Source organism: Actinoplanes octamycinicus (genome assembly GCF_014205225.1).
GTDB lineage: Bacteria > Actinomycetota > Actinomycetes > Mycobacteriales > Micromonosporaceae > Actinoplanes > Actinoplanes octamycinicus.
In genome coordinates this window covers 503,000-529,985 of record NZ_JACHNB010000001.1, presented here as the reverse complement: position 1 = coordinate 529,985, position 26,986 = coordinate 503,000, and the positions used below count along the sequence as shown (strand labels likewise).

Here is a 26,986-nt window from a genome sequence, read left to right as displayed (position 1 = left end):
ATCGATCCCGGGCGCTTAGGCTTGACCGGTGACCGACTCGAACCAGCATGTGATCACCCGCCGCGCCGGCCGGGTCCTCCTGGTCGACCCGGCGGGCCGCGCGCTGCTGCTGCACGGGGGTGACCCGGCCCGGCCCGGCCTGCGCTGGTGGTTCACCCCGGGCGGCGGCCTGGAGCCGGGGGAGAGCACCGCCGATGCGGCCGCGCGCGAGCTGTTCGAGGAGATCGGGCTGCGGGTCGGTGCCGACGAGCTGACCGGGCCGATCCGGCACGAGCGGACCGAGTTCTCCTACAACAGCCGGGACTACGCGCAGGACCAGGACTTCTTCCTGCTCCGGGTGGACGGCTGGCAGGTCGACACCGCCGGGATGGACGCCGAGGAGCAGCTCAGCATCACCGGGCACCGCTGGTGGTCGGCCGCCGAGATCGAGGCGAGCGACGAGATGATCTTCCCGGCTGACCTGGCGGTGCTGCTGCGCGATCAGCTCGACGGCGTACCGGAAATGGGTCTTTGATGTTGGCGCCGCCGCGCACCGTGGTGCGCCGGGAGGCCGGGCTGTACGCGTTGGAGCAGGCGCTGCAGCGGCGCGGCTTCGGGCACGTGGCCGGGGCCGACGAGGCCGGCCGGGGCGCCTGCGCCGGTCCGCTGGTGGCGGCCGCGGCGATCCTGCCGGCCGGCAAGCGCGGCGAGGTGCCCGGCCTGGCCGATTCCAAACTGCTCACCGCCGCGGCCCGCGAGCGGGTCTACGACGAGGTGGTCGCCCGAGCCCTGGCCTGGTCCGTGATGATCATCCCGCCGGCCGAGGTGGATGCCCGCGGCCTGCACGTGTGCAACCTGGCGGCGATGCGTCGCGCACTCGCCTCGCTCACCGTCCGCCCGGACTACGTGCTGACCGACGGTTTCCCGGTGGACGGGCTCGGCGTGCCCGGCCTCGCGGTGTGGAAAGGTGACCGGGTGGCGGCCTGTGTCGCAGCGGCCAGCGTGCTGGCCAAGGTGACCCGGGACCGGCTGATGGTGGAACTCGACGGGAAGTTCCCGGATTACGGCTTCGCCGTGCACAAAGGTTATATAACGGACGAGCACAGCGCCGCGCTGACGAAGCACGGGCCCTGCGCCGAGCACCGGTTCTCCTACGTGAACGTGGCTGCCGCCTCCGGGCGCGGCAACGTGCCGCCGCGGGCGCGCCGTCCGGTGACCCGGCCGGCGGAGCCGGTGCCATCGTTGTTCGACGTATCCGTTACCGAGCCGCTGCTGCTTCCGGGGGCGGCTGAGGGTACCGTCGGCGTGGCGTCGGGCGAGCAGCCTCAGCCGTCGCCGTCGGTGGGGGAAGATGAGGCCATGGAGGGCGAAACACGATGAGCGCAGAGGATCTCGAGAAGTACGAGACCGAGATGGAGCTGCAGCTCTACCGGGAGTACCGCGACATCGTCCGCCAGTTCTCCTACGTCGTGGAGACCGAGCGCCGGTTCTACCTGGCCAACCAGGTGGACCTGCACGTGCGCAACTCCGACGGCGAGGTGTACTTCGAGGTCGAGATGCATGACGCCTGGGTCTGGGACATGTACCGTCCTGCCCGGTTCGTCAAGAATGTCCGGGTGATGACGTTCAAGGACGTGAACGTCGAAGAGCTGGAGAAACCGGACATCTCGCTGCCGGACGACGCCGGCTTCGGCGGCTGAGCTCTTCCACAGCGGGCGGTTGTCCACAGGGCGGGTCGCCGGTCGGCTGACGGCTGGCCAGACTCGCCCCCATGTTCCTGTTCCTCGCCTTCGTCCTGGCCGCGCTCCCGGTCCCCGGGCCCTACGGCTGGCCGGTCACGCCGCCGCGGATCACCCGGCGCTTCGAGGCGCCACCGCAGCCCTGGCTGGCCGGGCACCGCGGCGTCGACCTGGCCGCGCCGGTCGGGGCGACGGTCCGCTCCACCGGTCCGGGCCTCGTCGTCCACGCCCGGGTGCTGGCCGGGCGCGGGGTGGTCAGCGTGGCGCACGCCGGCGGGCTGCGCAGCACCTATGAGCCGGTGACCGCCGCGGTCAGGGCCGGCGACCGGGTGGCCGCCGGTGATCCGCTGGGCACCCTGGACGCCGGGCATCCGGGCTGCCCGGTCGCCGCCTGTCTGCACTGGGGTGTCCGGCAGGGCGGGGGCTACCTCGACCCGCTGGCGCTGCTCGGGCTGGGGCGGGTCCGGTTGTTGCCGCTCTCACCGGTGCCAGTCACCTCACCACTGCCACTCGGTTCGCCGCTGCCGTCGGCTTCGCTGCTGCCGTCGGCTTGGCCGTTGCCGTCGGCTTCGCTGCTGGGACCGGCTTCGCCGCTGCCGTCGGCTTCGCCGCTGCCGTCGGCTTCGCCGCTGCGACCGGCCTCACCACTGCCACTCGGCGAGCAGGGTGGGTAGGCGCTCGGCCAGCAGGTGGTAATCGTCCGGCTGGTTGTAGATCTGCGCGCTCAGCCGGAGCAGCCCACGACCGCCCCACGCGTGCACCGCGACCTCCACGCTCAGCTTGTCGGCGAGGTGCTGGCGCAGCGCGTGCGCCTCCGGGTGGGTGGTGGCCACCCCGGAGGGCAGCGGCACGATCCGCATCGACACCCCGGGTCCGCCCGGGTCCGGCAAATCCGCCGGCGCCAGGCCGAGGGCACCGCCGACAACCCGTTGACCGTACGCGGCCAGCGCCGCGTTGTGCTCCCGGATCGCGTCCAGTCCGAGCGTGCGCATCGCGAAGATCCCGGCCGGCGCGGCCAGCCACGGCGTGTAGTCCAGCGTGCCCTGCGACTCCACCGCCAGCGGGAAGCCCTGGTCGTGGTCCCACGAGACGACCAGCGGCTCGATCCGCCGGCGCCACTCCGGGGCCACCGTCAGCAGCGAGGTGCCGCGCGGCGCCCAGGCCCACTTGTGCAGGTTGCCCACCCAGAAGTCGGCGCCGATCGCGGAGACGTCCACCGGCAGCATGCCCGGCACGTGGGCGGCGTCGACCAGCACCGGGATGCCTTGGGCGCGGGCCGCGGCGACGATCTGCGTGACCGGCAGCAGGGTGGCGGTGGCCGAGGTCAGCTGGTCGACGATGAGCAGACGGGTGCGGCCGGGGCGGAGCGCGGAGCGTACCCGGGAAATGATCTCCGGCCCGGACGCGCCGAGCGGCACCGCGACCGTCCGGGCGGTCGCGCCGGTGCGCCGGCACTCCCGGCGCACCGCCATCGCGACCGCGCCGTAGGCGTGGTCGGTGAGCAGCACCTCGTCCGACGGGCCCAGGCCGGCCGACTGCAGCACCAGGCTGACCGCGGCAGTGGTGTTCGTGATGAGCGCGCTGCCGTCCGGGTCGGCGCCCAGGAAGGCGGCCAGATGCCGTCGGGTGTGGACGACCCGGTCCACCAGGCCGGGCCCGAAGAACCGCATCGGGTTCAGCTCCATCTCGTCGCGCAGGCGCTGCTGCGCGCGCTGCACGCTGAACGGCAACGCGCCGAAGGAGCCGTGGTTGAGATAGGACACCGCGGGATCCAGCGAGAACAGGAGCCGGGCGCCGGGGATGGGACGGGGCGGATCTTCGGCGCTCATGTTCAGGATCGTACGTGCCGTGGGGTTGTCAGGCTCGTGGATGGGCCTGCTTGAAAGCGGCGCGCAGTCGCTCGGTGGAGACATGGGTGTAGATCTGGGTGCTGGACAGCGAGCTGTGGCCGAGCAGCTCCTGGACGGCGCGCAGGTCGGCGCCGCCGTCCAGCAGGTGCGTGGCGGCGGAGTGGCGCAGGTCGTGCGGTTTGGTGTGCGGCAGGTTGGCGGCGCGGGCGGCGGCGGCGACGATCCGGCGGACGACGGTGGGTTGGAGGCGGCCGCCCTTGAGGCCCAGGAAGAGCGGATCGCCCTGCTTCTGCCTGCCTCGGTGCGTACCGCCCTTGCCAGATCCGGACTTCCTCCCCGCTCCCGCGCCGGCCACCGCGTTGTTTCTCCCCGTGCCGACCCCTCCGGTGCCGCTCCCAGTCCCGTTGCTTCCGGTGTTCGCCGCGATGGTGGGGCGGCCGTGGCGGAGCCAGGCGGCCAGGGCGTCGCGGGCCGGGTGGCCGTAGGGGACGGCGCGCTCCTTGCCTCCCTTGCCGAAGACCCGGACCACCTGCCGCCCGTGGTCGACGTCGGCCTGATCGAGGTCGCAGAGTTCGCTCACCCGGATCCCGGTGGCATAGAGCAACTCCAGAACCGCCCGATCCCGCACCGCCACGACGTCCTCGCCCCGGGTCGCCCCGCTGCTCGCCGCGGTCCCGTTGTCGCCGGCCTCGCCTTGGCCGGCGACCGCGCCATCCCCGGCCAGTCCGCTGTCTCCGCGGCCCGGAGTTGTCATCCCGGTGGGCGAGCCGGGCATGGTCTCGCCGGTGTGCGGCAAGGGGCCGGCGCCGCGCGGGGCCGGTTGGCTTCCCGGGGCGGTCACCAGGGCTGCGGCCTGGTCGGCGCGGAGCACGTGCGGTAGGTCGCGATGCGCGCGCGGACTGGCCAGCCCGGCGCCCGGGTCGGTGGGGGAGAGGCCGATCCGGTGCGCCCACCCGGTGAAGGTCCGGGCGGCCGCGGCCCGCCGCGCCTGCGACGGCCGGGCGGCGCCCTCGGTCAGCCTCGCGGCCAGCCACCCGCGGAGCACCGCGATGTCCAGGTCCTCGACCGTCGAGCAGCCCTGGTCCGCCGCGTGCGTCAGCAGGGAGACGACGTCACCGAGGTAGGCCCGCACGGTATGCGCCGACCGCCCCTCCACGACCGCCAGGTGATGCCCGAACCGGTCCACCACCTCCCGCAGCTCCAGCGGAAGCGACTCGTGCAGCCCCCGCGCGCTCTTCCGGGCCGGCCGTCGTCGATAGGCGTCCATGCCGCCATTCTTGTCACACCCCACCCATAGATTCCCACCATGGCGCGCCGCTGGATTCCGCTCCACCCACCTGCACCTGCAGCGCTACAGCTGAAGCTGGTCCGCGGGCCGGTGGCAGGCCGGGTGGGGGCGACCTGTGGGTCAGGGGCGGGTGAGGTGGACCCGGTCGGCGGGGTGGACCGTCTCGGTGCCGTCCGGTGTGGTGACGACCAGGACCGGGATGCCCTCGCCGAGGCGGTGTTTGCGGCGCTCGGCGTCGGTGGGCATGCGGGCGCCGACGCGCTCGCCCCGCGCGAGCGGGATGACCTGCACCGGCTCCGGCACCCGGACGAAGGTGCCCCGGGGCCGGTCGACCGTCACCAGCCCCTCGGTCCGCAGCTGCCCGATCGCCTGGCGCACCGTGGTCCGGCTGATCCCATAGTCCTGAGCCAGCCGCAGCTCACTGGGCAGCGGCTCCCCGGGACCGAGCTCCCCCGACTTGATCCGATCACGCAGCAGGTCAGCGAGCTGCCGAAAGACGGCGCGGTCCGCCGAGTGATCGATCATGGCGATTATTTTACGTGACCACGATGTGCCGTCACGTTGTACCTACAGACCGATGTAACTATGATGAGAGTGTCGCTCCGGAGAGGCCCAGCCGGTCCGGGCGACAGGGCGGGCGGCGGTTTTGCCAGGCCGGTCGAAAGACTGCTGGGCGCGACCGTCGCCCGTTCCTGTCGTTCGCCCCGGCACTACGCGTTCGCGCGATAGGTCCAGCCGGCGCTGTCGTGGCCGGGCCTGACCTGTCGTCATCGAGGGCGCGATTGGCTCGGTGCCCAGCCGATGAAGCGTTCGTACAGATGAGATGGCGACGCCTTGCCGGTGACGAGCATGTCCTCGATGGCCTCGTACATCTGCGCGGACAGGTAGATGCGCAGCAGCGACGGAAAAGCGCGGTATTCATGCAGCAGCCGCACGCGCGCAGTGACGCAAGGCCATGGCAGGCCGCAGGCACGGCAGCCCCAGTCCGGCCGCCCGTGCAGGTGTTCGACTTCTGGCGTGGTGGTCAACGACGTTCCTCCGGATTGTCCAGAGCCGTCACGCCGAGCCCGGCCCCATCAGCCGCCCCAGGACTTGTGCCTCGCCGCCAGTAGGCCCGCTCCAGCCGGCTGGTGGTGTCTTCGCTGGATGACTCCACTTCCGTCGGCTGCTGGCCAGCGTGCCGTCATAGGTAGTTGGTAAGCGGTGTGCGCGGCCGCCGTTTCCTGGGGTGTGCCGTGCGGCCTGTTGTGCGGCGGTGTGGTGTCGCCGCTGCCGGAAACGGGCCGTGCGACTTCTTGCAGACGGCGTGTGGTGCCACCGTCGGCCGCGCCTTTCGTGGAATGGCGCGCTGGCGGTGTGGCGGTCACTTCAAGTCAGCGGGTGTCGTGGGGTTGTGGCGTGCTGACGGTGTGGTGCCATGGCGGGTCAGTGGTGTCGTGGCTGGTCGCCCTGGCGGCGAGTGGTGTCGCAAGCCAGCGACTGCCACGTGAAAGAGCGCTGGCGTTCTCTCCTGTAGACGGGCAGCGCACTTGCCAGTGGCATGGCCGCTGCTGGTGTGTGGTGACACCGCAGCGGTGCTGCTTCCGCCGAGGGCGAGGGCTTGCGAGCGAAGAGCCCAGTGTTTCCGCGGCAAGCGGTGTTGATCCGCGATATGCGGCGCGCTGGCCTGCCTGCGACGTGCGGCGCGCTGGCCTGCCTGCGACGTGCGGCGCGCTGGCCTGCCCGCGACGTGCGGCGCGCTGGTCTGCCTGCGACTGACGCGCAGGTGCGGACGAGCGAAGTTTGGGGGCGGGGCGTGGTGCCTCCGCGGGCTGAATTCGCATTCCATGGTGGCGGCAGTCTCGCGAAATGTGTCACCGCTGGTCAGCGCGATCCTTCGAGGACGGCGGGCGGTGAGTGGTGCCTTCGCGACGAAGCGTCGACTCTGTGGTCAGCGGTGATTCAGTGGAGCATCCGGCCGGGCTGAACCGGAGATTTCGTCGGTGACGTCGGCTTGGATGAGCTGCCGAGCTTGCACCGAGCGCCCTTCGCGTCGCCGGTCACGCAGCCTGTCGGCGTGCGGACGGTCGTGCGTTCAGACGGACACCGGGTTGGGGCCGTTTCCTTGGCCCTTCGCGACGCTGGTCATCCCAGTGAGCCACGGTTGTCGCGGTCTTCGGCCGGCCGAGTGGTGACGGTCGTGCCGGTCCGTGGTCCAGCGATCAAGGATGATGATCGCGGCGGCGACGTAAGTGGTGTTTGAGTGGCTCGTTGCATCGGGTGCGATGGCGCTGCCCCGGTGTGAGGTTGCCGGCCCGGCCCACGTTGTCCTCCTGGTGTCTCGGTTGCGGACGGGGCACCGTGGCCCGCCCGATCGCTTGGCCGGTCTGCTCGGGCGGATCCGGCCGGTGGTGGGTGTTCGTCCCACCGTCCCCGTCTCTCTCGCCACCTCGAACTCCCTCCGATCCGTCGTTGGTGGGTCGTTCCCCGCCGGCTTCTCGCGGGTCGGCCCGGGATCCGGCGTTGGTGGCGAACCAGGGCCGGCTCGTATCGGTGTCATCGTGTCGGCTCTCCCGTGAATGGGTGGCTCCTCCGTAGGCGGTGGAGTCGGGCGGCGCCGCCGGGCGACTCGCTCGCGATGTGGCCGACCCGCCGCCGGCGTCGTCAGCGGGCCGGCGCTGCCGAGGAATCTCGGGCGGAACCGCCAGTCGCGGCTCTCGTCCGCCCGGCGGGGTGACGCCATGTGGCCCGGCTGTGCTGTCCGGGAGTGCGACAGGGGCGGGTGCCGGGTAGGGCATCGGTGCCGCCGGCACTCGCCGGTCGATGCACGGAGCCGGTAATCCGCACCGGCACCGACGCCACAGGGTCCGCCAGTCACGGCGATGACCAGGGAAATAGGGAACCTGGTTACTTGTCGTACGACATCTAGTCATGGCGACGATGGTACTGCATCGACGACCAGCTGTCCCGCGCCAACTTGCTGAACGCCTAATAGTCCCGCGCCTACGGTCGATCACGTGGGAGTGAAGCCGATCCGCCTCATGGGCGCACACGAGATCCGCATCCGCCTGGGTGGCGTGAGCCGCCAGCGGGCGTACCAGATCACCAGTCGCGCCGACTTTCCGAAGCCGATCGCCGACCTTGCCCAGGGCAAGGTGTGGCTCACCGAGGACGTCGAGGCGTGGATGAAGGTTCACCGCCGTGACCTGGACGAATCCGAGGACTGATCGCCTCTGCCCGGTCCCCGGGTGATCGCCGGCGGGTGCCCGTCCCGGAGGGGGCGAGGCTCGGCCGGCGTCGGGCGATCGGGCGGCGCGGCGAGTCTCCGCAATCGCGTGGCTCAAGCCGTGGTGCGGCGCGGTGCCGCCGCCGTGGCGCTCCACTGAGGACGGTGAAGCGTTGTGACCGCCGACACTGCTGGGATTCACCCGTTCGGGTGGCCGGAACCTAGCCACCGCGCCGCGCCAGCGTGATCCCGGCCTCGGTGCGGACCACCAGCCCGGCCGTTTCCAGCAGCGACAGCCGGCGGAGGACCGTACGCAGGTCAAGCCGTGCCTCCGCGGCCAGCACCTCCGGAGTCACCGTCCCGCGCCGCGGGAAGGCCTCCAGGATCAGCGCCGACTCCTCGTCCAGCCGGTCCCGGGTCCGCTCCGGCCCGCGCGGCGGCGGCTCCAGGTACTCGCCGATCCGCCCCACCTCCTCCAGCACGTCGGCGGCCGAGGTGACCAGCCGGGTGGCCGGGTGACTGCGCAGCAGCCCGTGGCAGCCGACCGACATCGCTGAGGTCACCGGACCGGGCACCACCATGGCGGGCCGGTCCAGGGCCAGCACCCGGCTCATCGTCTGGGTCGCCCCGCTGCGCGCGGCCGCCTCCACCACGACCGTGCCGGCGGTTGCCGCGGCGATCACCCGGTTCCGGATCAGGAAGCGGTGCCGCAGCGGCTCCGAGCCCAGCGGCCACTCGCTGATCAGCAGTCCCTGCTCGACGATCCGGTCGAACAGGAGGGCGTTGCTCGCCGGGTACGGCCGCTCCACCCCGCAGGCCAGCACCGCCACCGTGGCGCCGGCGACGGCGAGCGCCCCGCGATGAGCCGCCGCGTCGATCCCGAAGGCGCCGCCGGACACCACCGTCCAGCCGCGCTCGGCCAGTCCGGCCGCGATGCCCAGGGTCACGTGCTCGCCGTACTCGGTGGACGCCCGGGCGCCGACCACCGCCACCGAGCGGTCCAGCGTCGCGCCGAGCGGCAGGCCGCCGCGGACCCAGAAGCAGAGCGGCGGCCTGGTGTCCGTGTTGATCCGTCCGCCGGTGTCCAGTTCCAGGGCGGCCAGGCTGTCCACCCGGGCCGGCCACTCCGGGTCGGCGGGCACCACCAGGCGGGCGCCGAGCCGCTCGGCCTGGTCGAGCTGGACCTCCGCGACCTGCCGGGCGTCACCGGCCTTGGCCCGGGCGGCGACCGTGGTGCGCAGCGAACGGTCCGGGATGTCGCCGGCCAGCAGCCGGTCCAGCACGGCCGGCGCCCCGGCCTGCTGGACCAGCGTCCAGACCACCCGGTGCCCGGGCTCGGCCAGCCAGGAGAGCGCGACCCGGGCCACCCGGTCGGCGCGGCTGCCCGGCCCGTTCACCGCCGGCCTCCCACCGGCGCGGCTGCCCGGCCCGTTCACCGCTGGCCTCCCACCGGCGCGGCCGCGGCGCCCAGGGTGCCGGTCCGGAGCTGCAGCGCCTCCGCCACGTCCGGGGCGCCGGGCCGGTCCCGCCCGTCCAGGTCGGCGATCGTCCAGGCCAGCCGGAGCACCCGGTCGAAGCCGCGGGCGGACACCGTGCCCAGGTCCAGGGCGTCCCGCAGCACCGCGGTGTCCCGGCCCGGCAGCAACCAGGGCGGCCGCCGCAGCTGCGGGCCGGGAACCTCGGCGTTCACCCGCCAGCCGTGTGCCGCCCACCGCCCCGCCGACGCGGTCCGGGCCTGGATCACGCGTTCCGCCACCACCGCGGACGACTCGGCCGGCGCGGCGGTGGTGATCAACTGTGCGGCCCGCATCGGCAGCAGGTCGACCCGGATGTCGATCCGATCCAGCAGCGGCCCGGACAGCCGTCCGAGATAGCGCCGCCGGGTCAGCGGGCTGCAGGTGCAGTTCTGGTCGCCGGTGGTGGAGGCGCACGGGCACGGGTTCGCCGCCAGCACCAGCTGGACCTGCGCCGGATACTCGGTCGTGCCCCGAGCCCGGGCCAGCACCACCCGCCCGCTCTCCAGCGGCTGCCGCAACGCCTGCAGCGTCACCCGGGAGATCTCCGGCGCCTCGTCCAGGAACAGCACGCCCCGATGCGCCAGGCTGAGCGCCCCCGGCCGGGCCAGGCCGCTGCCGCCACCGATCAGCGCGGCCGTGCTGGAGGTGTGGTGCGGCGCCTGGAACGGCGGCCGCCGGATCAGCCCGCTGTCCGGCGGCAGCACCCCGGCGATCGACTGCAGCGCGGTCACCTCCAGCGCCGCCTCGTCGCCGAGCTCGGGCAGGATCGACGGGAGCCGCTCGGCGAGCATCGTCTTGCCGGCCCCGGGCGGGCCGAGCAGCGCCAGGTGGTGGCCGCCGGCGGCGGCGATCTCCAGCGCGTAACGGCCGAACTGCTGGCCGGCGACGTCGGCCAGGTCGGGGCCGGCGCGCGCCGGGAGCGGCGCCTCGGGTGGCGGGTCGAGCAGCCGGTCGGCGCCCCGGACGAAGTCGACCAGGCGGCGCAGCGAGTCGACGGCGCGCACCGTCACCCCGGGCACCACGGTCGCCTCCCGGGCGTTGGCCAGCGGGACGATCACCCGGGTGATCCCGGCCTGGGCGGCCGCGGCCACCATCGGCAGCACGCCGCGGACCGGCCGGACCGCGCCGTCCAGGCCGAGCTCGCCGAGCAGCACCACCCGCTCCAGCGGGGCGGCGGGCAGATCGCCGGCCCCGGTCAGCAGCGACGCCGCGATCGCGAGGTCGAAGCCGCTGCCGTGCTTGGGCAGGGCGGCGGGCAGCAGGTTCACCGTGATCCGGCGGTTCGGCCACTCGCAGCCGCTGTTCACCACGGCGGCCCGGACCCGGTCCCGGGCCTCGTGCAGCGCGGTGTCCGGCAGGCCGGTCAGCACCACGGCGGGCAGGCCGACGGAGAGGTCGGCCTCCACCTCGACCAGGCGGCCGGACACCCCGACCAGGCCGACGCAGAGCACGCGCGCGTAGCTCATCAGAACGCCGCCCGGATGTGCACGACCCGGCTCGCCCCGCGCGGCTGCGGGAGCACCTCGACCACGTCGAACCGGATCTGCGGGGCGTGCGCCCCGGACTCGGCCAGCCAGCGGGCGGCGAGCTGCCGCAGCTTGCGCACCTTGCGCCGGTCGACCGCGGCGGCCGGTGGCCCGAAGGTCGCCGTCCGCCGTGTCTTCACCTCGCAGAACACGACGTCGTCGCCGTCTCGCAGGATCAGGTCGACCTCGCCGTCGGCACATCGCCAGTTGCGGGCCAGCACCTCCAGCCCGTGGTCCTCCAGATGCCGGGCGGCGATCCGCTCGCCGTACGCCCCGACCGCCCGTCGCTGAGTCGTCATGCCGCCGGACGCTGGCAGGGTCCGGCGCCGCCGGCCGGGCAGCCTGTGGACGCCGCGGGAATGTGGATATCCCGCCCATGATCGGGCGCCGTGTGCTATCCCCGGCGGGGACTATCGGCGTACTCGTCCTGTTTCTTCCGGTGTTGCGGTTGCCGCTCCCCCGGGACCCGGCCGGGAAAGGCCCGTCAGCCGGGAAAAATCTGGTTGGCGTATGCTGGTCCCCGGCGACCGCCCAGGCGGTCGACCTCGCGTGCCCTCCGCCGGTTCACCTCGCTGGTTCCTCAGCGACGGCCGGCGGCGACGGCCCTCCCTGGTCCCGATGATCTTCGGGTCACCACTGCGGCCGTCGCCCGGCGCCAGGACGCCCATCGCCGATGGGCGTGTCAACCAGGGAAGATCAGGGAGCACCACCATGGCCGTCGTGACCATGCGTCAGCTGCTGGAGAGCGGTGTCCACTTCGGGCACCAGACCCGTCGCTGGAACCCGAAGATGAAGCGCTTCATCTTCACCGAGCGCAACGGCATCTACATCATCGACCTGCGCCAGACCCTCGACTACATCGAGAAGGCGTACAGCTTCGTCCGGACGACCGTCGCCGAGGGTGGCCACATCCTCTTCGTCGGCACCAAGAAGCAGGCCCAGGAGGCCATCGCCGAGCAGGCGACGCGGGTCGGCCAGCCGTACGTGAACCACCGTTGGCTCGGCGGCATGCTGACCAACTTCCAGACCGTTTACAAGCGCCTTCAGCGGATGAAGGAGCTCGAGGCTCTGGGTGACCTGACCGGCACCGCCGCGGGTTACACCAAGAAGGAGACCCTCCAGCTCTACCGGGAGAAGACCAAGCTCACCAAGACCCTCGGTGGTCTGCGGGACATGACCAAGACGCCGTCGGCGATCTGGGTCGTGGACACCAAGAAGGAGCACATCGCCGTCGACGAGGCCCGCAAGCTGGGCATCCCGGTCATCGCGGTGCTGGACACCAACTGTGACCCGGACGAGGTCGACTTCCCGATCCCGGGCAACGACGACGCGATCCGCTCCGCCGAGCTGCTGACCAAGGTCATCGCCGCCGCCGTGGCCGACGGCCTGATCGCCCGCTCCGGCCGCAACCGTGGCGACGCCGACGCGAAGCCCGAGGCCGGCACCGTCGCCGCCGGTGAGCCGCTGCCCGAGTGGGAGCGGGACCTCTACGAGGGCGCCGACAAGAAGGCCGACGAGGCCGCTCCGGCCGAGGCCGCCCCGGCTGCCGCCGCTCCGGCTGCCGCCGCCGCGCCGGCTGCCGTCCCCGCCGAGTAAGTCAACCGACACGCTTCCGGCCGCCGTCGTTAACTGGCGGCGGCCGCTTTCCCGACTGACATCGAGAGAAGAGTCATGGCTAACTACACCGCCGCGGATGTCAAGAAGCTCCGCGACCTCACCGGTGCCGGCATGATGGACTGCAAGAAGGCGCTCGAGGAGTCCGAGGGCGACTTCGACAAGGCTGTCGAGTTCCTGCGCATCAAGGGCGCGAAGGACGTCGGCAAGCGGGCGAGCCGCACCGCTGCCAACGGCATCGTCAGCCACTCCGGCAAGGCTCTGCTCGAGCTGAACTGCGAGACCGACTTCGTCGCCAAGACCCCCGACTTCGTCGAGCTGGGTCAGCGCCTGGTCACCTTCGGCGAGCAGAACGGCCTGGCCGACGCCGCCGCGCTGCTGGCCGCGACGATCGAGGACGGCAAGACCGTCGCCGACCTGGTGCAGGACTACGCCGCCAAGATCGGTGAGAAGATCGTCGTCAACCGCTTCACGATCCTCGACGGCACCGTCGCGGTCTACCTGCACCGCAAGGCGCAGGACCTGCCGCCGCAGGTCGGCGTCCTGGTGCAGTACACCGGCAAGGACGACGAGGCGGCCGACTCGGACGCCCGCGGCATCGGCATGCAGATCACCGCGATGCGGCCGAAGTACCTGACCCGCGACGAGGTCCCGGCCGAGGTCGTCGAGTCGGAGCGCCGGATCGCCGAGCAGACCGCTCGCGAGGAGGGCAAGCCGGAGCAGGCGATCTCCAAGATCGTCGAGGGCCGGGTGAACTCCTTCTTCAAGGACTTCGTCCTGCTGGAGCAGGCGTCGGTCGTCGACAACAAGAAGACCGTCAAGCAGGTCGCCACCGAGGCCGGCATCGAGCTGACCAAGTTCGTCCGGTTCGAGGTCGGCCAGGAGTAAGGCTCCGCACAGCAATGGCACGGGAGGTCGGGTACGCGATTGAGCGTCCGGCCTCCCGGTCGCATAAGGTCTCCTGCAGAAAGTGAAGGGAAGGCGGGTCTCATGACGATGGTGACCGAGCAGTCCGCCACGGTCGACGAGAACCCGCCGGCCATGCGGCCGCGCCGGGTCGTGCTGAAGTTGTCCGGCGAGGTGTTCGGCGGCGGCGCGGTCGGCGTCGACCCCGACGTGGTGCAGGCGCTGGCCAAGCAGATCGCCACGGTGAACCGGCGCGGCATCCAGGTCGCCGTGGTGGTCGGTGGCGGCAACTTCTTCCGCGGCGCCGAGCTGCAGAAGCGCGGCATGGACCGGAACCGCGCGGACTACATGGGCATGCTGGGCACGGTGATGAACTGCCTGGCCCTCCAGGACTTCCTGGAGAAGGAGGGCATCGAGACCCGGGTCCAGACGGCCATCCACATGGCCCAGGTCGCCGAGCCGTACATTCCGCTCCGGGCGATCCGGCACCTGGAGAAAGGCCGCGTCGTGATCTTCGGCGCCGGCGCCGGCATGCCGTACTTCTCCACCGACACGGTGACCGCCCAGCGCGCGCTGGAGATCCACGCCGACATGGTGCTGATGAGCAAGAACGGCGTCGACGGCGTCTACACCGCCGACCCGCGGATCGACCCGCAGGCGCGCAAGCTGGAGAACATCACCTTCCAGGAGATCCTCCAGCGCGGGCTCCGGGTCGCCGACCAGGCCGCGTTCAGCCTCTGCGAGGAGAACAAGCTGCCGATGCTGGTCTTCGGCGCGGACGGCGACGACACCATCGTGCGCGCGTGCGCGGGCGAGAAGATCGGCACCCTGATCACCGCCTGAGCTTCGTCGCACGAAGCCAGATTCCGCACCACTTGAAGAGAGCGAGGAGAGCCGGTGATCGAGGAAATCCTTTTCGAGGCCGAAGAGAAGATGGACAGCGCGGTCGAGCACGCCAAGGAGGAGTTCGCCGCGATCCGGACCGGGCGGGCCACTCCGGCGATGTTCTCCAAGATCGTGGTGGACTACTACGGCGCGCCCACCCCGGTGACCCAGATGGCCTCGGTCGGCGTTCCGGAGCCGCGCATGGTCATCGTCAAGCCGTACGACAACAGCCAGCTCGGCCCGATCGAGCGCGCCATCCGTGACTCGGACCTCGGGGTCAACCCGAACAACGAGGGCACCCAGCTGCGCATCCACCTGCCGCAGATGACCGAGGAACGCCGCCGCGAGATGATCAAGGTGGCGCGGTCGAAGGCGGAGGAGGGCCGGGTCGCCATCCGCAACGTGCGCCGCAAGGCCAAGGAGCAGATCGACAAGCTGGTCAAGGACGGCGAGACCGGCGAGGATGAGGGCCGTCGCGCCGAGAAGGAGCTCGACGACGTCACCCACCGCTATGTCGCGGTGATCGACGAGCTGGTCAAGCACAAGGAAGCAGAGTTGCTCGAAGTCTGATGTCGTACCTCGATCCGCGTGCCGGGCACAGCGCCGGCGACACGCCTGCCGCCCCGGCATACCAGAATCCCGCCTGGCACGCGGACGAGAAGGCGCCCGACCCGATGAGCTCGGCTGACGAGACACCCGGCAAGCGCGGCCCCGGCAAGCGCCGCGCCGGCCGCGGTGACAACAAGGGCAAAAGCCGGGCCGGCCGTAACCTGCCGGCCGCGATCGCGGTCGGTCTCAGCCTCGGCCTGGTGATCCTGGCCTCGCTGCTGATCTGGCCGCCGGCCCTGCTGGGCGTGGTGGTCGCGGCCGCCGCCATCGGGGTCTGGGAGACCGCCCGGGCGGTCTCGGCCATCGGCGCCCGCCCGCCACTGGTCCCGCTGATCGCCGGCACCGCCGTGATGACCGGCCTGGCGTGGTACGAGGGCACCGACGCGCTCACGCTCGGCCTGGTCGCCACGGTCGCCGCCGCCACGCTGTGGCGCCTCGCCGACGGGCCGGCCGCGGTGCGCCGCGACTTCACCGCGATCACCCTGATCGCGGTCTACGTGCCGTTCCTGCTCAGCTTCGCCGCGATGCTGGTGCGCCCGGAGGAGGACGGCGCCTGGCGGGTGCTGGCCACCGTGGTGGCCGTGGTGCTCTCCGACACCGGCGGTTACGCGGCCGGCGTCTTCCTCGGCAAGCACCCGATGGCTCCGAAGATCAGCCCGAAGAAGTCCTGGGAGGGCTTCGCCGGCTCGATCACCGCGTCCGCGATCGGCAGCGGCGCGCTGCTCTACTTCCTGATGGACGTGCCGGTCCACTACGGCCTGCTGTTCGGCGCGGTGCTCTCGATCGTCGCGGTCCTCGGCGACCTGGCCGAGTCGATGCTCAAGCGCGACCTCGGCATCAAGGACATGAGCAACCTGCTGCCCGGCCATGGCGGACTGATGGATCGGCTGGACTCCATCCTCTTCGCGGTCCCCACCGCCTACCTGCTTTTCGCGATCATCGCGCCGAACTAGCCATGGGCGACCTAGCCGAAACGCGTGGGAGACTGGATACGCCATGACGATTCTTCCGGTCATCCCGATCAGTCCCGACCAGCCCGACGCGGTGCCGACCCGCCGCCGTCCCAGCATGCCTCCGCGCCACCTCGCCGACCTCGATCTCGCCGCGCGCAAGGCGGCGGTGACCGGCCTGGGCGAGCCGGCCTTCCGGGCCAAGCAGCTCTCCACCCACTACTTCGGCCGGCTCGTGCGCGACGCCGCGGAGATGACCGACCTGCCGTCGGGCGCCCGCGACAAGCTGACCAGCGAGCTGCTGCCCACGCTGCTGACCCCGGTCCGCGAGCAGGCCTGCGACGACGGCGCCACCCGCAAGACGTTGTGGCGGCTGCACGACGGCGCGCTGGTCGAGAGCGTCCTGATGGGTTACCCCGATCGAGTGACCGCGTGCGTGTCCAGCCAGGCCGGCTGCGGCATGGCGTGCCCGTTCTGCGCGACCGGCCAGCAGGGCCTGACCCGCAACCTGTCGATCGCCGAGATCGTCGACCAGGTGGTCTATCTGGCCGGGGTCGCCGCCTCCGGCGCGGTGACCGGGTCGCCGCCCCGGCTGTCCCGGGTGGTCTTCATGGGGATGGGCGAGCCGCTGGCCAACTACCCCCGGGTGATCGAGGCGGTCCGGCGCCTGACCACCCCGGCCCCGGAGGGCCTGGGTCTCTCACAACGGCACATCACGGTGTCCACGGTGGGTTTGGTGCCCGCAATGCGCCGGTTGATAGCCGAACAGCTCTCGGTGACTCTTGCGTTGTCACTGCACGCCCCTGATGATGATCTGCGCGATGAGCTTGTGCCCGTCAACCAGCGTTGGAAGGTGGCCGAGGTGCTCGATGCCGCGTTCGACTACGCGGCGCAGACCGGTCGTCGGGTCTCCATCGAATACGCCCTGATCAGGGACGTAAACGATCAGCCCTGGCGTGCCGACCTGCTTGGCCGCCTCCTGCACGGCAAGCTGGCCCATGTGAATCTCATCCCGCTCAACCCGACCCCGGGCAGCAAGTGGGATGCCAGCCCGAAACCGGTCGAGCGGGAGTTCGTCCGGCGCCTGCGGGAGTCCGGCGTGTCGACCACGGTGCGCGACACCCGGGGCCGGGAGATCGACGGTGCCTGCGGGCAGCTGGCCGCTGGAGAGTTGACGCAGGTGAGCGCGGGCGTCGCAGCCGACGCGGAGGTGGCACAGTGACTGGGCGCAGGTCCCAGCGAGCGGAGTGGGAGACGTTGTGACGAGTCAGGGACAGCGTTTCCGGCGGCGCGCACTGCGCCGGGGCTACAAGGTCGACGAGGTCGACGCCTTCCTGGACCGGGTCGAGGCGACCCTCGCGGGTGAGCAGGTGGGCCCGCCGGTCGGTGCGCAGGAGGTGCACGACGTCGTCTTCCGGGTGCGGTTCGGCGGCTACGACGAGTGGCAGGTGGACCTGCACCTCGACCGGGTGGAGCGGCAGCTCGCCGAGTTCGAGGAGCGGGGCGGCCGCCCGGTCGACCCGATGCGCGACTCGATGCGTGGTGGCCTGACCGCGGACCGCTCCGGCGCCATCGACCGTGGCTCGATCGAGCGTTCCGGCCCGCCGGCGCTGTCCGGTGGTGCCGGCGGCCCGGGTGGCATGCCCCGCAACGGGATGGCCGGCGCCGGCATGGGCGGCGGCCCGCAGTTCGGCGGCCCGCAGCAGCAGTTCGGCGGCCCGCAGCAACAGCCGCAGCAGCAGTTCGGCAACCCCGGCCAGCCGCAGTTCGGCGGCCCGCCGATGAGCAACCCGGGCATGGCGCAGACCGAGCGGATCCCCGCTCCGATCCGCGACGACCGGATGATGCCGCCGCAGGCTCCGCAGATGCCGCAGCGCCCGCAGATGCCCCAGCCCGACCCGTACGGCGGGCGGTACGACGAACCGACCACCTACGGCGGCCAGCCCCAGCAGCAGCTGCCGCAGCGCAACGCCCCCCAGGGTTACGACCAGGGCGGCTACGACGAGCCCACGTCCTACAACGGGTTCGAGCCGGGCCGGCACGGCCGCTCCGACATGACCGCCGAGATCCGGATGCCGGAGCGCGACCCGTACGGTGGCCCGCCGATGCCGCCCGGCGGGATGGGCGGCCCGATGCAGCAGCAGCAGCAGCCGGCCGGGATGCCGGGCTCGCCGATGCCGGGCGCCCCGATGAGCGGCCCGCCCGGTGGGTACGGCCAGCCCCCGCAGTCCCACCTCGGCCCGCCGATCGGTGAGCCCGGCGGTGAGCTCTACCGGGTGGACCAGCTGCGCCGCACGTTCCAGCCGCGCCGGTTCGGCAGCGGTTACGACCCGATGCAGGTGGACCGGCTGTTCGAGGGCATCCTGCAGGCGATGACCGGCCGCGGCCCGATGCCGGTGAACGAGAACGACCTGGACATGCTGCAGTTCGGCCTGGTGCCGAACGGGTACTTCGAGGCCGAGGTCGACGCCGCGCTGCGCGAGGTCAAGGACATCCTGCTGCGAGGCGGCCGCCGCTGACGGCCCGGACGAGAAAAGGAGGGCCCGGCGGGCCCTCCTTTTTCGTGTAGCGAAAGTCTCAGTCGTTCGGCCGCAGACCGGCCTTGCGCAGCACGATGTCGCCGATCACCGCGAGGATCAGCCCGGCCGCGATCACGACGAGCCACACCTTCTCGGTGTTGCCCTCCTGGTTGCCCCAGAAGAACATCAGCAGGACCACGGCCGAGATGATCGCGCCGCGCTGGGCCCGCCGGCGGTTGGTCGGCTTCAGCTGGTCCGGAGCGTAGACGTCCTCGTGCTCTTCCAACGCCGACACGTCGGCCCTCCTCGTCGATCTTCCGGTGATTCGCTCCTCAGTGTGTCACGGGGTCGGCGGGCGGAACCCGGCAACCCGGCTGTACTTTCGATGCGGTCACACAGCGCTGCGCGATGGAACAAGCGCCGAACCAGAGGAGCGACACAGTGCGGATCACCGGCACCGGCCATGCGAGCATGCGGATCGACACGGCCGCGGGCAGCATTCTGTGCGATCCGTGGGTGAACCCGGCGTACTTCGCCTCGTGGTTCCCGTTCCCGGACAACTCCCTGCTGGACTGGGAGACCTTGGGCGACGTCGACTACCTGTACGTCTCGCACCTGCACCGGGACCATTTCGACGCCGAGCACCTCAAGCGTTTCATCAGCAAGAAGGCCACCGTCCTGCTGCCGGAGTACCCGACCAGCCAGCTCGAGGACGAGCTGCGTGACCTGGGCTTCACCAGCTTCCTGCGGACGAAGTCGGACGAGGTGCACGAGCTCGACGGCGGCCTGAAAATCATGATCCAGGCGCTGATCAGCCCGACCGACGGCCCGATCGGTGACTCGTCGCTCTGGGTCGAGCACGACGGCATCCGGGTGCTGAACCAGAACGACGCCCGCCCGGCCGACCTGACCCGGTTCAACGAGCTGGGCCACGTGCACGCGCACATGCTGCAGTTCTCCGGCGCGATCTGGTACCCGATGGTCTACGAGCTGCCGGAGAACGCGAAGACCGCGTTCGGCAAGCAGAAGCGGGAGCGGCAGTTCGACCGCACCTGGCGCTACATCGACGACCTGAAGGCGGATTTCGTCTTCCCGATCGCCGGCCCGCCGTGCTTCCTCGACGACACCCTCTGGCAGTTCAACGACATCCACGGCGACGAGGGGAACATCTTCCCCGACCAGTCGGTCTTCCTCACCGAGTACGCGAAGGTCGGCGGCACCAACGCCGTCGTCCAGCTGCCGGGCAGCGTGACCACGCTCACCGACGGCGGCACGAAGCAGACCACCGAGCACCCGATGCCGGTCGACGAGTTCTTCGCCAACAAGAAGGCACACCTGGAGGAGATGCGGGAGCGCAAGGCCCCGATCATCGCCGCCGAGAAGGCGTCCTGGCGGCACCCCGAGATCGACGTGCTCGGCGAGCTGAAGAAGCGGATCGAGCCGCTGCTCGAGGAGTCGATTTACCTGGCGAACGGGGTCGGCGGCCCGGTCCGCTTCGACCTGACCGACTCGTTCGGCCCGGACGGCGAGATCATCGAGTCGATCGTGGTCGACTTCCCCGGCAAGCAGGTCCGGGAGTACGCCGACGAGAAGGTGCGGTACCGCTTCAAGACCGGCCGCGCCCTGATCGAGCACCTGATCCACATCGACGAGGGCGACTGGGTCAACTCGCTCTTCCTGTCCTGCCGCTTCTCCGCGGCCCGGATCGGGCAGTACAACGAGTTCGTCTACGCCTTCTTCAAGTGCCTCTCCGAGGAGCGCCTGCAGTACGCCGAGGGCTGGTACGACGAGCACGAGAAGGCGGTCGACGCCGAGGACATCCAGTTCGGCGACTGGACCGTGCAGCGCCGCTGCCCGCACCTGAAAGCCGACCTGTCCCGCTTCGGCATCGTCGAGGGCAACGTCCTCACCTGCCAGCTGCACGGCTGGAAGTTCGACCTGCCCTCCGGCCGCTGCCTGACCGGCGTCGGCCACAAGATCCGAGCGCAGAAGACCGAGAACCAGTAAATCCGCTTTCCGTACGCCCGCGGCGCGCGCCCGTGGAACCCGTTCCGCGGGCGCGCCGCCGTGCGATCAGCCCCGAGCCGGCCAGGCGGATGCCCAGGTCACCTGGCAGGTCATCGTCCCGCCGCCACAGGTGACGCCGCCGGCCGTTCCCCGCCGGCTCTGCCCAACCTCAGCGGCGCGTCACCCGCCTCAGCGCGTCGCTCGCCTCAGCGCGTTACTGGCGTCCGCCCGTCGTTCGCGTCAGCGCGTCGCTCGCCTCAGCGGGTTACTGGCGTTGGGGGCGTCGCCTGCGTCTGCGCATTGCTCGCGTCGGGGCAGGCCCAGTCCACGCAATTGCCCGCGTTGGGGCGTCGCCTGCGTCCGCGCGTTACTCGCGTTAGCGCGTCAGCCTGCGTCCCGCGAGTTGCCCGAGTCCCGCGTTGTTCCGGCTTCCCGCGGGTTGCCGGAGTCCCGCGTTGTTGCCCGGGTCCCGCGCGTTGCCCGAGTCCCGCGTTGTTGCCGGCTTCCCGCGGGTTGCCGGAGTCCTGCCTTGTTGCCCGCGTCCTGCCTTGTTGCCCGCGTCCCGCGCGTTCCTCGCGCCAGCGCGCGTCGCCTACATCCGTGCGTTGGCTAAGTCGGTAGTTGCCTGCGCCAGCGCGTCCTCCGCATCCGCGCGTCGTCCACATCAGCGTGTTGTCCACAGCTCAACTTCGAAAGATCTTGCTTTCGCGTCACACTGTCATCGGGCGGCTCCCCCTGGGTGGGCGGGGTCTGGGAAGTGGGGGATCTGACAGGCGGCTGCGGCGACCACGCGTGGCCCGGGCTGCCGCCTGTGACCCCGACCGCGAGTCCGTGACCTGTGCTTCCGCCCCGACACGCGGTGCGGCCCGGTGCCGGGACCACCTCGCGGGGTGGCCACGGCACCGGGCCGCTGCGGTTGTCGGGGCGCTCAGGCCGTACGCAAGCTCAAATCCTTGAGGATGCGGACCGCGACGTTGTGGCCGGCCGCGCCGATGACGCTGCCGGCCGGGTGGGTGCCGGCGGAGCCGGCGTAGAGGCCGTCGACGCCGGTGAAGTACGGCATGCGCTGGTCGAAGGCGACCGTGTTGTCCACGTGGTGGATGTGGCCGCCGGTGATGCCGAAGTGCTCCTCGATGCCCGGCGGGGTCAGCGGGAACACGTCGGCGACCAGGTCGGAGGTGCCCGGCGCGTAGCGGTCGCAGATGGCCAGCAGGCGGTCGACGTAACCGGGCAGCTCGGCGTCCCAGGACGAGCCGGCCGGCTGGAACGGCACCGACTGGACGAACAGCGCGGACGAGTGGTGCCCCGCGGCGTCCCGCAGCGACGGGTCGACCGTGGTGTGCAGGTACCACTCGATGGTCGGCTCGTCGGGCAGCCGGCCGGCCTGCACGTCGGCCCACATGGCGCGCAGCGCGGCCATCGGCGAGTCCCCGGCGCCGGGCAGCAGGTGGATCGTCGAGCCGAACGGCGACGGCGCGCCGGCCGGCAGGCAGCTGAAGACCGGCAGGTCGCGCAGCGCGAGGTTGACCTTGAGAGTGGTGCCGGGGCGCTTGACCGCGGCCATCCGGTCGACCAGCGGGGCGGGCAGCGCGCCCTCCGGGACCAGCGACATCAGCCGGTAGGGGTCGCAGCTGCCGAGCACCACCCGGGCGCCGATCGTGCGGCCGTCGGCGAGCACCACCCCGCTGGCCGCGCCGCCGTCCAGGGTCACCGAGCTGACCGCGGCGTCGGTGAACAGCCGGGCGCCGGCGGCCCGGGCCGCGTCGGCGAAGACCCGGGCGACGGTGCCCATCCCGCCCTCGGCGATCAGCCAGGTGCCGTCCGCGCCGGGCAGCCGGCACATGTTGTGCACCAGGAAGTTGTGCCCGGTGCCCGGGTCGTCCGGGCCGGCGGTCAGCCCGGAGAGGCCGTCGGTCACCGCGTACATGCTGGTCAGCAACTCGCTCTTGAAGCCGAACCGGGCCAGGTAGTCGGCCACCGAGCCGCGCACCAGGTCCAGGAAGGTGCTCTGCAGCTGCGGACGGATGTGCCGGTCGGCGATCTCCTCGACCGAGGACGGCTCCTCCAGCCAGGCCGGGGCCAGGTCGGCGCGGAGCGCGCCGATCTCCACCGCGAGGGCCTCGTCGGCGGCCGCGTCCCGGAGGGAGAAGAACGTCTCCAGCTGCTGCCGGGTGGCCTCCCGGTCACGGCCGAACAACAGGTACGGCGAGCCGGCCGGGCCGGGGGTCGGCAGGAAGTAGTGCGGGTCGCGGCGCAGCGCCGGGATGTCCACGCCGAGGGTGCGCAGCAGCTCCGGCGGCATCAGGCCGAGCAGGTAGGAGCCGGTGGACTGGCCGAGGCCGGGAACCCGGGGGAACGGGCGCTCGGTGCGGGTGGCGCCGCCGAGCACCCCGGCCGCCTCGAGCACGACGACGTCGAGCCCGGCGCGGGCCAGCAGGATCGCGGACACCAGGCCGTTGTGACCGGCTCCGATGATCACCACGTCGGCGCGGTCGGGAATGGGGGTCATGCCGAGCGACGGTACCTCGCGTCGGTGTCGTCCGCCCTAGACGATTCGCCCGATAACTGTGGCTTGACGGCGTGTGTCGCCGCGAATCCGACAAGAACGATCGTGTGGAACAGGTAGAGCCACAGGCCGACCGCGACTGTCCCTCCGATGGCGTCGAATCCACCGAACGGCGCGCCGAGGTTCAGCGGCAGGGAGCAGAACAGGACGAACCCATGCAGAAAGCCGGCCAGGTTGGCCGCGGTGAACGAGCCGATCAGGATCGTCGGCAGCCACGGCGGGCGGCCGGGCGCGACGTACCGGAAGACCCAGATCACCACCGGGGTGAGCAGCAGCCAGGTGGCCAGGAAGGAGAGCACCACGCCGAGCACCGACCACCAGCCGCCGCGGACCCACAGCGAGCTGGTCGTCGGCAGCGCCAGGAAGAGCGCGAGCAGCAGGGCCGGGGTGGCGGCCAGCAGCGGCAGCCAGAGCAGCCGACCGCGCCAGCCGACCAGGGACTCGCCGCTCGACCGGTAGATCGAGACGAACGCCCGGCGCAGCCCCTCGCCGTACAGCGTGGCCGGGAGCAGGCTGGCCAGCGCCAGCAGCGGGGTGAGGTGCAGGCCGGCGTCGATCAGCGCGGCCAGGGCGCGCGGGGCGCCGATCTCGTCGGGGAGGGCCGCGATGGTCCGTCCGGTCAGCTGCCGGACCCGGTCCGCGCCGATCATCAGCCCGGTCAGCCAGATCCCCAGCAGCGCGATCGGCACCACCGCTATGCCGCTGTAGAAGGTGACGGCGGCGGCGTGCAGGGCGAGATCACGCCCGCGTAACACCCGTGTCAGCACGGTCGTCGATTACCCCGTTGACGGCTCGCGATCACTAAGATCAGGCGTCCATGACCTCCGATGTCGCGTTCACCTTCGCCGCCGAGCCGGACCTGCGGCGGTTCCGGGTGGCGCTCGCGCACTTCTACCGGCCGTCGTTCCTGCTCGTGCGGACCACGGGCGTGCTGCTGATCGCGGTCGCCGGGTTCCTGCTGCTGCTCGGCGGACGTGGCGGCACGGTGGCCGGGCTGCTGCTCGGCGCGGTCTTCCTGCTGCTGGCGCCGGCCTGGATCGTGCGGCGGACGGCGGTCCGGGTGGCCGAGTTGGCCGACCGCCCGGCCACCTACCGGGTCGACGGGGAGGGCATCCGGGTCAGCAGCGACCTGATCGAGCAGTTGTACCGCTGGCCGGCGCTGACCACGGTCGCCGAGGTGCCCGGCATCCTGCTGGCGACGACGGTGGGCGCGGCCGGATTCGTGGCGGTGCCGACCGACGGGCTGACCCCGGAGGACGCCGCCGCGCTGACCGCGTTCGTCCGGGCCAGGGTCGGCGGAGCCTGAGGCCGGGCGGTCCGGGAAGATGGGCGGCATGCGAGACCTCGTCCTGCTCGGCTCCACCGGGTCCATCGGCACCCAGGCCATCGACATCGTCCGCCGCAACCCGGATCGGTTCCGGGTGGTCGCGATCGGGGCCGGTGGCGGCAACGTCGCGCTGCTCGCCGCCCAGGCGCTGGAGCTCGGCGTCGCGGCGGTCGGGGTGGCGGCGGCCTCCGTCGTCCAGGACCTGCAGCTGGCCTTCTACGCCGAGGCGCAGAAGCGCGGCTGGTCGTCCGGCGACTTCAAACTGCCCAAGATCGTGGCCGGTCCGGACGCGATGACCGAGCTGGCCAAGTGGCCGTGTGACGTGGTGCTCAACGGCGTGGTCGGCAGCCTCGGGCTGGGCCCCACGCTGGCCGCGCTGGAGTCCGGCCGGATCCTCGCCCTGGCCAACAAGGAGTCCTTGGTCGCCGGCGGCCCGCTGGTCCGGCGGATCGCCAAGCCGGGGCAGATCGTCCCGGTCGACTCGGAGCACTCCGCGCTGGCCCAGTGCCTGCGCGGCGGGCGGGCCGACGAGGTGCGCCGGTTGGTGCTGACCGCCAGCGGGGGAGCGTTCCGCGGGCGGCGGCGCGAGGAGTTGACGAACGTCACGCCGGAGGACGCGCTCAAGCACCCGACCTGGGACATGGGCCCGGTCGTCACGATCAACACGGCGACCATGGTGAACAAGGCGCTCGAGGTGATCGAGGCGCACGAGCTGTTCGCGGTGCCGTACGACGACATCGAGGTGACCGTCCACCCGCAGTCGGTGATCCACTCGATGGTCGAGTTCCTCGACGGCTCGACGCTGGCCCAGGCCAGCCCGCCGGACATGCGGTTGCCGATCGCGCTCGCGCTGGCCTGGCCGGACCGGGTGCCGCAGGCGGCCGCCGCGGTCGACTGGACGATGGCGCACAACTGGGAGTTCCGCCCGCTGGACAACGACGCGTTCCCGGCGGTGGAGCTGGCCAAGGAGGCGGGCCGGACCGGCCGCTGCCGCCCGGCCATCTTCAACGCCGCCAACGAGGAGTGTGTGGCCGCTTTCGTCGCCGGTCGGCTACCGTTTCTGGGCATCGTCGAAACCCTCGAGCGCGTGCTCGCGGCGGCCCCCGATTTCGCGGAGCCGGGTACCGTCGATGAGGTGCTGGCCGCGGAGGCATGGGCGCGCGCCCAAGCGCAGCGGACGATCGCGACTGTGGCTGAAGGAGCCTGATGGCGTTCTGGCTTGGTACGGCGGCTTTCGCGCTGACCATCCTGATCTCGGTGAGCCTGCACGAGCTGGGTCACATGATCACTGGCAAGCGTTTCGGCATGAAGGTGACGAAGTACTTCGTCGGCTTCGGCCCGACCATCTTCTCGTTCCAGCGGGGCGAGACGGAGTACGGACTGAAGGCCATCCCGCTCGGCGGCTTCTGCAAGATCGTCGGGATGACGCCGCAGGACGACGACGTGGCGCCGGAGGACCAGCCCCGCGCGATGTGGCGGTTCCCGGTCTGGAAGCGGACGGTCGTCATGTCGGCCGGCTCGATCACCCACTTCATGCTGGCGCTGGCCGGCGCCTGGGTGATGGCCGTCTCGGTCGGCCTGCCGAACACCGACATCCCGTCCACCTCCGAGGACCAGGCGAAGGCGCCGGCGTTCATCTCGGTCGACGACTGCCTGCCGATCCAGTCGGTGCTCAAGACGCTCGACAAAGAGGCGCAGAAAGCCGCGAGCGGGACGTGCGAGGTCGGCGTCAACGGCGCCGTCGTGCCGCCCGCCAAGCAGGCCGGCCTGCAGGACCTGGACCGGATCACCAAGGTCGGCGCCACCCCGGTGGCCACCTACGGCGACCTCACCAGGGCGATCCGGGCGGCCCAGGGCGACACCGTCTTCGAGTACCAGCGGGACGGCCAGACCCGGACCACCACGGTCAAGCTGATCACCGACGACCGGGCTCCGCTCGACAACCCGGACGGCGCCATGGTCCCGGTCTCGGTGGCCGGCCTCGGGTGGAACACCGACCAGCCCTACGTGCTGCAGTACACGCCGGTCACCGCCTTCCAGGGCGCCGGCGACTTCTCCTGGTACATGGTGGAGAACTCGTTCCACGCGATGGCCAAGATCCCGGAGAAGATCCCGGCCCTGTGGAACTCGATCACCGGCGAGGAGCGCGACCCGGACACCCCGATCAGCGTGATCGGCGCGAGCCGGCTCGGCGGCGAGGCGATCGAGAAGGGCGTGCCGGAGATCTTCTGGCAGATCTTCATCTCGCTGAACATCTTCATCGGTTTGTTCAACCTGCTGCCGCTGCTGCCGCTGGACGGCGGGCACATCGCGATCGCCTGGTTCGAGCGCGTCCGCTCCTGGCTCTACCAGCGGTTCCGCCGCCCCGACCCGGGGCGTGTCGACTACTACAAGCTGATGCCGCTCACCTACGCGGTCATCCTGATCGGCGGCGCGTTCACCCTGCTGACCGCGACCGCTGACATCATCAACCCGATCACCATCTTCAAGTGAGTGAGC

The 26,986-nt window shown here is 71.5% G+C and carries 26 protein-coding genes; 16 read left to right on the top strand and 10 right to left on the bottom strand.

Translation table 11 applies throughout. The features are described from left to right. The first annotated feature begins 28 nt into the window (after window positions 1-28). The 4 genes from BJY16_RS02255 (at window position 29) to BJY16_RS48245 (ending at window position 2,392) form a co-directional block, all read left to right on the top strand. Window positions 29-514 carry an NUDIX hydrolase gene (locus BJY16_RS02255; RefSeq protein ID WP_239177889.1) on the top strand — a complete coding sequence of 162 codons (486 nt, stop codon included), beginning with the start codon at window positions 29-31 and terminating at the stop codon, window positions 512-514. Continuing rightward, window positions 514-1,359 (top strand): ribonuclease HII, encoded by an 846-nt coding sequence (locus BJY16_RS02250; protein WP_185037468.1) that lies wholly within the window; start codon window positions 514-516, stop codon window positions 1,357-1,359. The genes BJY16_RS02255 and BJY16_RS02250 overlap by 1 nt, the downstream gene beginning before the upstream one ends. Next, the gene (locus tag BJY16_RS02245) at window positions 1,356-1,679 is read left to right on the top strand and encodes a DUF2469 domain-containing protein (RefSeq protein ID WP_014447123.1); all 324 of its coding nucleotides are present in this window, start codon (window positions 1,356-1,358) and stop codon (window positions 1,677-1,679) included. Before BJY16_RS02250 ends, BJY16_RS02245 begins: the two co-directional genes overlap by 4 nt. Before the next feature lie 71 nt (window positions 1,680-1,750). Beyond that, window positions 1,751-2,392 (top strand): M23 family metallopeptidase, encoded by a 642-nt coding sequence (locus tag BJY16_RS48245; RefSeq protein ID WP_203759205.1) that lies wholly within the window; start codon window positions 1,751-1,753, stop codon window positions 2,390-2,392. On the opposite strand, the gene BJY16_RS02235 is transcribed toward BJY16_RS48245, so the two are convergent. The 4 genes from BJY16_RS02235 to BJY16_RS02220 all read right to left on the bottom strand — a co-directional run bounded on the left by BJY16_RS02235 (window position 2,360) and on the right by BJY16_RS02220 (window position 5,884). Continuing rightward, a complete protein-coding gene (locus BJY16_RS02235) occupies window positions 2,360-3,547 on the bottom strand; it encodes an aminotransferase class V-fold PLP-dependent enzyme (protein WP_185037467.1) in 1,188 nt (395 codons plus the stop codon). The two genes, BJY16_RS48245 and BJY16_RS02235, sit on opposite strands and share 33 nt — an antisense overlap. A gap of 28 nt (window positions 3,548-3,575) precedes the next feature. Continuing rightward, the gene (locus tag BJY16_RS02230; protein WP_185037466.1) at window positions 3,576-4,835 is read right to left on the bottom strand and encodes a tyrosine-type recombinase/integrase; all 1,260 of its coding nucleotides are present in this window, start codon (window positions 4,833-4,835) and stop codon (window positions 3,576-3,578) included. A 141-nt stretch (window positions 4,836-4,976) separates the two neighbouring features. After that, window positions 4,977-5,381 (bottom strand): winged helix-turn-helix domain-containing protein, encoded by a 405-nt coding sequence (locus BJY16_RS02225; protein WP_185037465.1) that lies wholly within the window; start codon window positions 5,379-5,381, stop codon window positions 4,977-4,979. A 242-nt stretch (window positions 5,382-5,623) separates the two neighbouring features. Beyond that, entirely contained in the window at window positions 5,624-5,884 is a 261-nt protein-coding gene (locus tag BJY16_RS02220; protein WP_185037464.1) for a hypothetical protein, read from the bottom strand. A 1,992-nt stretch (window positions 5,885-7,876) separates the two neighbouring features. On the opposite strand from BJY16_RS02220, the gene BJY16_RS02215 reads away from it, so the two are divergent. Beyond that, complete coding sequence (locus BJY16_RS02215) at window positions 7,877-8,062, top strand: DNA-binding protein (protein WP_185046227.1); 186 nt, start codon at window positions 7,877-7,879, stop codon at window positions 8,060-8,062. Between the two features lie 220 nt (window positions 8,063-8,282). On the opposite strand, the gene BJY16_RS02210 is transcribed toward BJY16_RS02215, so the two are convergent. The 3 genes from BJY16_RS02210 to BJY16_RS02200 are packed head-to-tail and all read right to left on the bottom strand — an operon-like array spanning window position 8,283 to window position 11,403. Further along, a complete protein-coding gene (locus BJY16_RS02210; RefSeq protein WP_185037463.1) occupies window positions 8,283-9,458 on the bottom strand; it encodes a DNA-processing protein DprA in 1,176 nt (391 codons plus the stop codon). Between the two features lie 35 nt (window positions 9,459-9,493). Further along, complete coding sequence (locus tag BJY16_RS02205) at window positions 9,494-11,044, bottom strand: YifB family Mg chelatase-like AAA ATPase (RefSeq protein ID WP_185037462.1); 1,551 nt, start codon at window positions 11,042-11,044, stop codon at window positions 9,494-9,496. Then, window positions 11,044-11,403: a YraN family protein gene (locus tag BJY16_RS02200; protein ID WP_185037461.1), complete on the bottom strand. Its 360-nt coding sequence runs from the start codon at window positions 11,401-11,403 to the stop codon at window positions 11,044-11,046. The genes BJY16_RS02205 and BJY16_RS02200 overlap by 1 nt, the downstream gene beginning before the upstream one ends. Window positions 11,404-11,815: 412 nt before the next feature. On the opposite strand from BJY16_RS02200, the gene rpsB reads away from it, so the two are divergent. The 7 genes from rpsB to BJY16_RS02165 all read left to right on the top strand — a co-directional run bounded on the left by rpsB (window position 11,816) and on the right by BJY16_RS02165 (window position 18,587). Then, a complete protein-coding gene (rpsB, locus tag BJY16_RS02195; RefSeq protein ID WP_185037460.1) occupies window positions 11,816-12,700 on the top strand; it encodes a 30S ribosomal protein S2 in 885 nt (294 codons plus the stop codon). A 75-nt stretch (window positions 12,701-12,775) separates the two neighbouring features. Further along, window positions 12,776-13,606 (top strand): translation elongation factor Ts, encoded by an 831-nt coding sequence (gene tsf, locus BJY16_RS02190; RefSeq protein ID WP_185037459.1) that lies wholly within the window; start codon window positions 12,776-12,778, stop codon window positions 13,604-13,606. A gap of 108 nt (window positions 13,607-13,714) precedes the next feature. Next, window positions 13,715-14,467, top strand: coding sequence for a UMP kinase (gene pyrH / locus BJY16_RS02185; RefSeq protein ID WP_185046226.1), 753 nt, complete (start codon window positions 13,715-13,717; stop codon window positions 14,465-14,467). 54 nt (window positions 14,468-14,521) lie between these two features. Further along, window positions 14,522-15,079, top strand: coding sequence for a ribosome recycling factor (gene frr, locus BJY16_RS02180; RefSeq protein WP_185037458.1), 558 nt, complete (start codon window positions 14,522-14,524; stop codon window positions 15,077-15,079). Beyond that, on the top strand, window positions 15,079-16,071 hold the full coding sequence (locus BJY16_RS02175; protein ID WP_185037457.1) for a phosphatidate cytidylyltransferase: 993 nt from the start codon (window positions 15,079-15,081) through the stop codon (window positions 16,069-16,071). Before frr ends, BJY16_RS02175 begins: the two co-directional genes overlap by 1 nt. A gap of 43 nt (window positions 16,072-16,114) precedes the next feature. Beyond that, complete coding sequence (gene rlmN, locus BJY16_RS02170) at window positions 16,115-17,290, top strand: dual-specificity RNA methyltransferase RlmN (RefSeq protein WP_185037456.1); 1,176 nt, start codon at window positions 16,115-16,117, stop codon at window positions 17,288-17,290. A 37-nt stretch (window positions 17,291-17,327) separates the two neighbouring features. Beyond that, window positions 17,328-18,587: a DivIVA domain-containing protein gene (locus BJY16_RS02165; protein ID WP_185037455.1), complete on the top strand. Its 1,260-nt coding sequence runs from the start codon at window positions 17,328-17,330 to the stop codon at window positions 18,585-18,587. A gap of 58 nt (window positions 18,588-18,645) precedes the next feature. Here the strand turns inward: BJY16_RS02165 and BJY16_RS02160 are convergent, their stop codons facing one another. Next, window positions 18,646-18,882, bottom strand: a complete 237-nt coding sequence (locus BJY16_RS02160; RefSeq protein ID WP_185037454.1) for a DUF2631 domain-containing protein — start codon at window positions 18,880-18,882, stop codon at window positions 18,646-18,648. A gap of 146 nt (window positions 18,883-19,028) precedes the next feature. Here BJY16_RS02160 and BJY16_RS02155 point away from each other — a divergent pair, with 146 nt between their 5' ends. Further along, window positions 19,029-20,594: a Rieske 2Fe-2S domain-containing protein gene (locus BJY16_RS02155; protein ID WP_185037453.1), complete on the top strand. Its 1,566-nt coding sequence runs from the start codon at window positions 19,029-19,031 to the stop codon at window positions 20,592-20,594. Between the two features lie 928 nt (window positions 20,595-21,522). On the opposite strand, the gene BJY16_RS02150 is transcribed toward BJY16_RS02155, so the two are convergent. Continuing rightward, window positions 21,523-23,103 carry a phytoene desaturase family protein gene (locus tag BJY16_RS02150; RefSeq protein WP_185037452.1) on the bottom strand — a complete coding sequence of 527 codons (1,581 nt, stop codon included), beginning with the start codon at window positions 23,101-23,103 and terminating at the stop codon, window positions 21,523-21,525. Beyond that, window positions 23,100-23,924, bottom strand: a complete 825-nt coding sequence (locus BJY16_RS02145; protein WP_221502197.1) for a YhjD/YihY/BrkB family envelope integrity protein — start codon at window positions 23,922-23,924, stop codon at window positions 23,100-23,102. Before BJY16_RS02145 ends, BJY16_RS02150 begins: the two co-directional genes overlap by 4 nt. A gap of 53 nt (window positions 23,925-23,977) precedes the next feature. On the opposite strand from BJY16_RS02145, the gene BJY16_RS02140 reads away from it, so the two are divergent. The 3 genes from BJY16_RS02140 to BJY16_RS02130 are packed head-to-tail and all read left to right on the top strand — an operon-like array spanning window position 23,978 to window position 26,980. Continuing rightward, a complete protein-coding gene (locus tag BJY16_RS02140) occupies window positions 23,978-24,466 on the top strand; it encodes a YcxB family protein (protein ID WP_185037450.1) in 489 nt (162 codons plus the stop codon). A gap of 19 nt (window positions 24,467-24,485) precedes the next feature. After that, a complete protein-coding gene (gene dxr, locus BJY16_RS02135) occupies window positions 24,486-25,694 on the top strand; it encodes a 1-deoxy-D-xylulose-5-phosphate reductoisomerase (protein ID WP_185037449.1) in 1,209 nt (402 codons plus the stop codon). Next, the gene (locus BJY16_RS02130; RefSeq protein ID WP_185037448.1) at window positions 25,694-26,980 is read left to right on the top strand and encodes a M50 family metallopeptidase; all 1,287 of its coding nucleotides are present in this window, start codon (window positions 25,694-25,696) and stop codon (window positions 26,978-26,980) included. Before dxr ends, BJY16_RS02130 begins: the two co-directional genes overlap by 1 nt. Window positions 26,981-26,986: the final 6 nt, after the last annotated feature.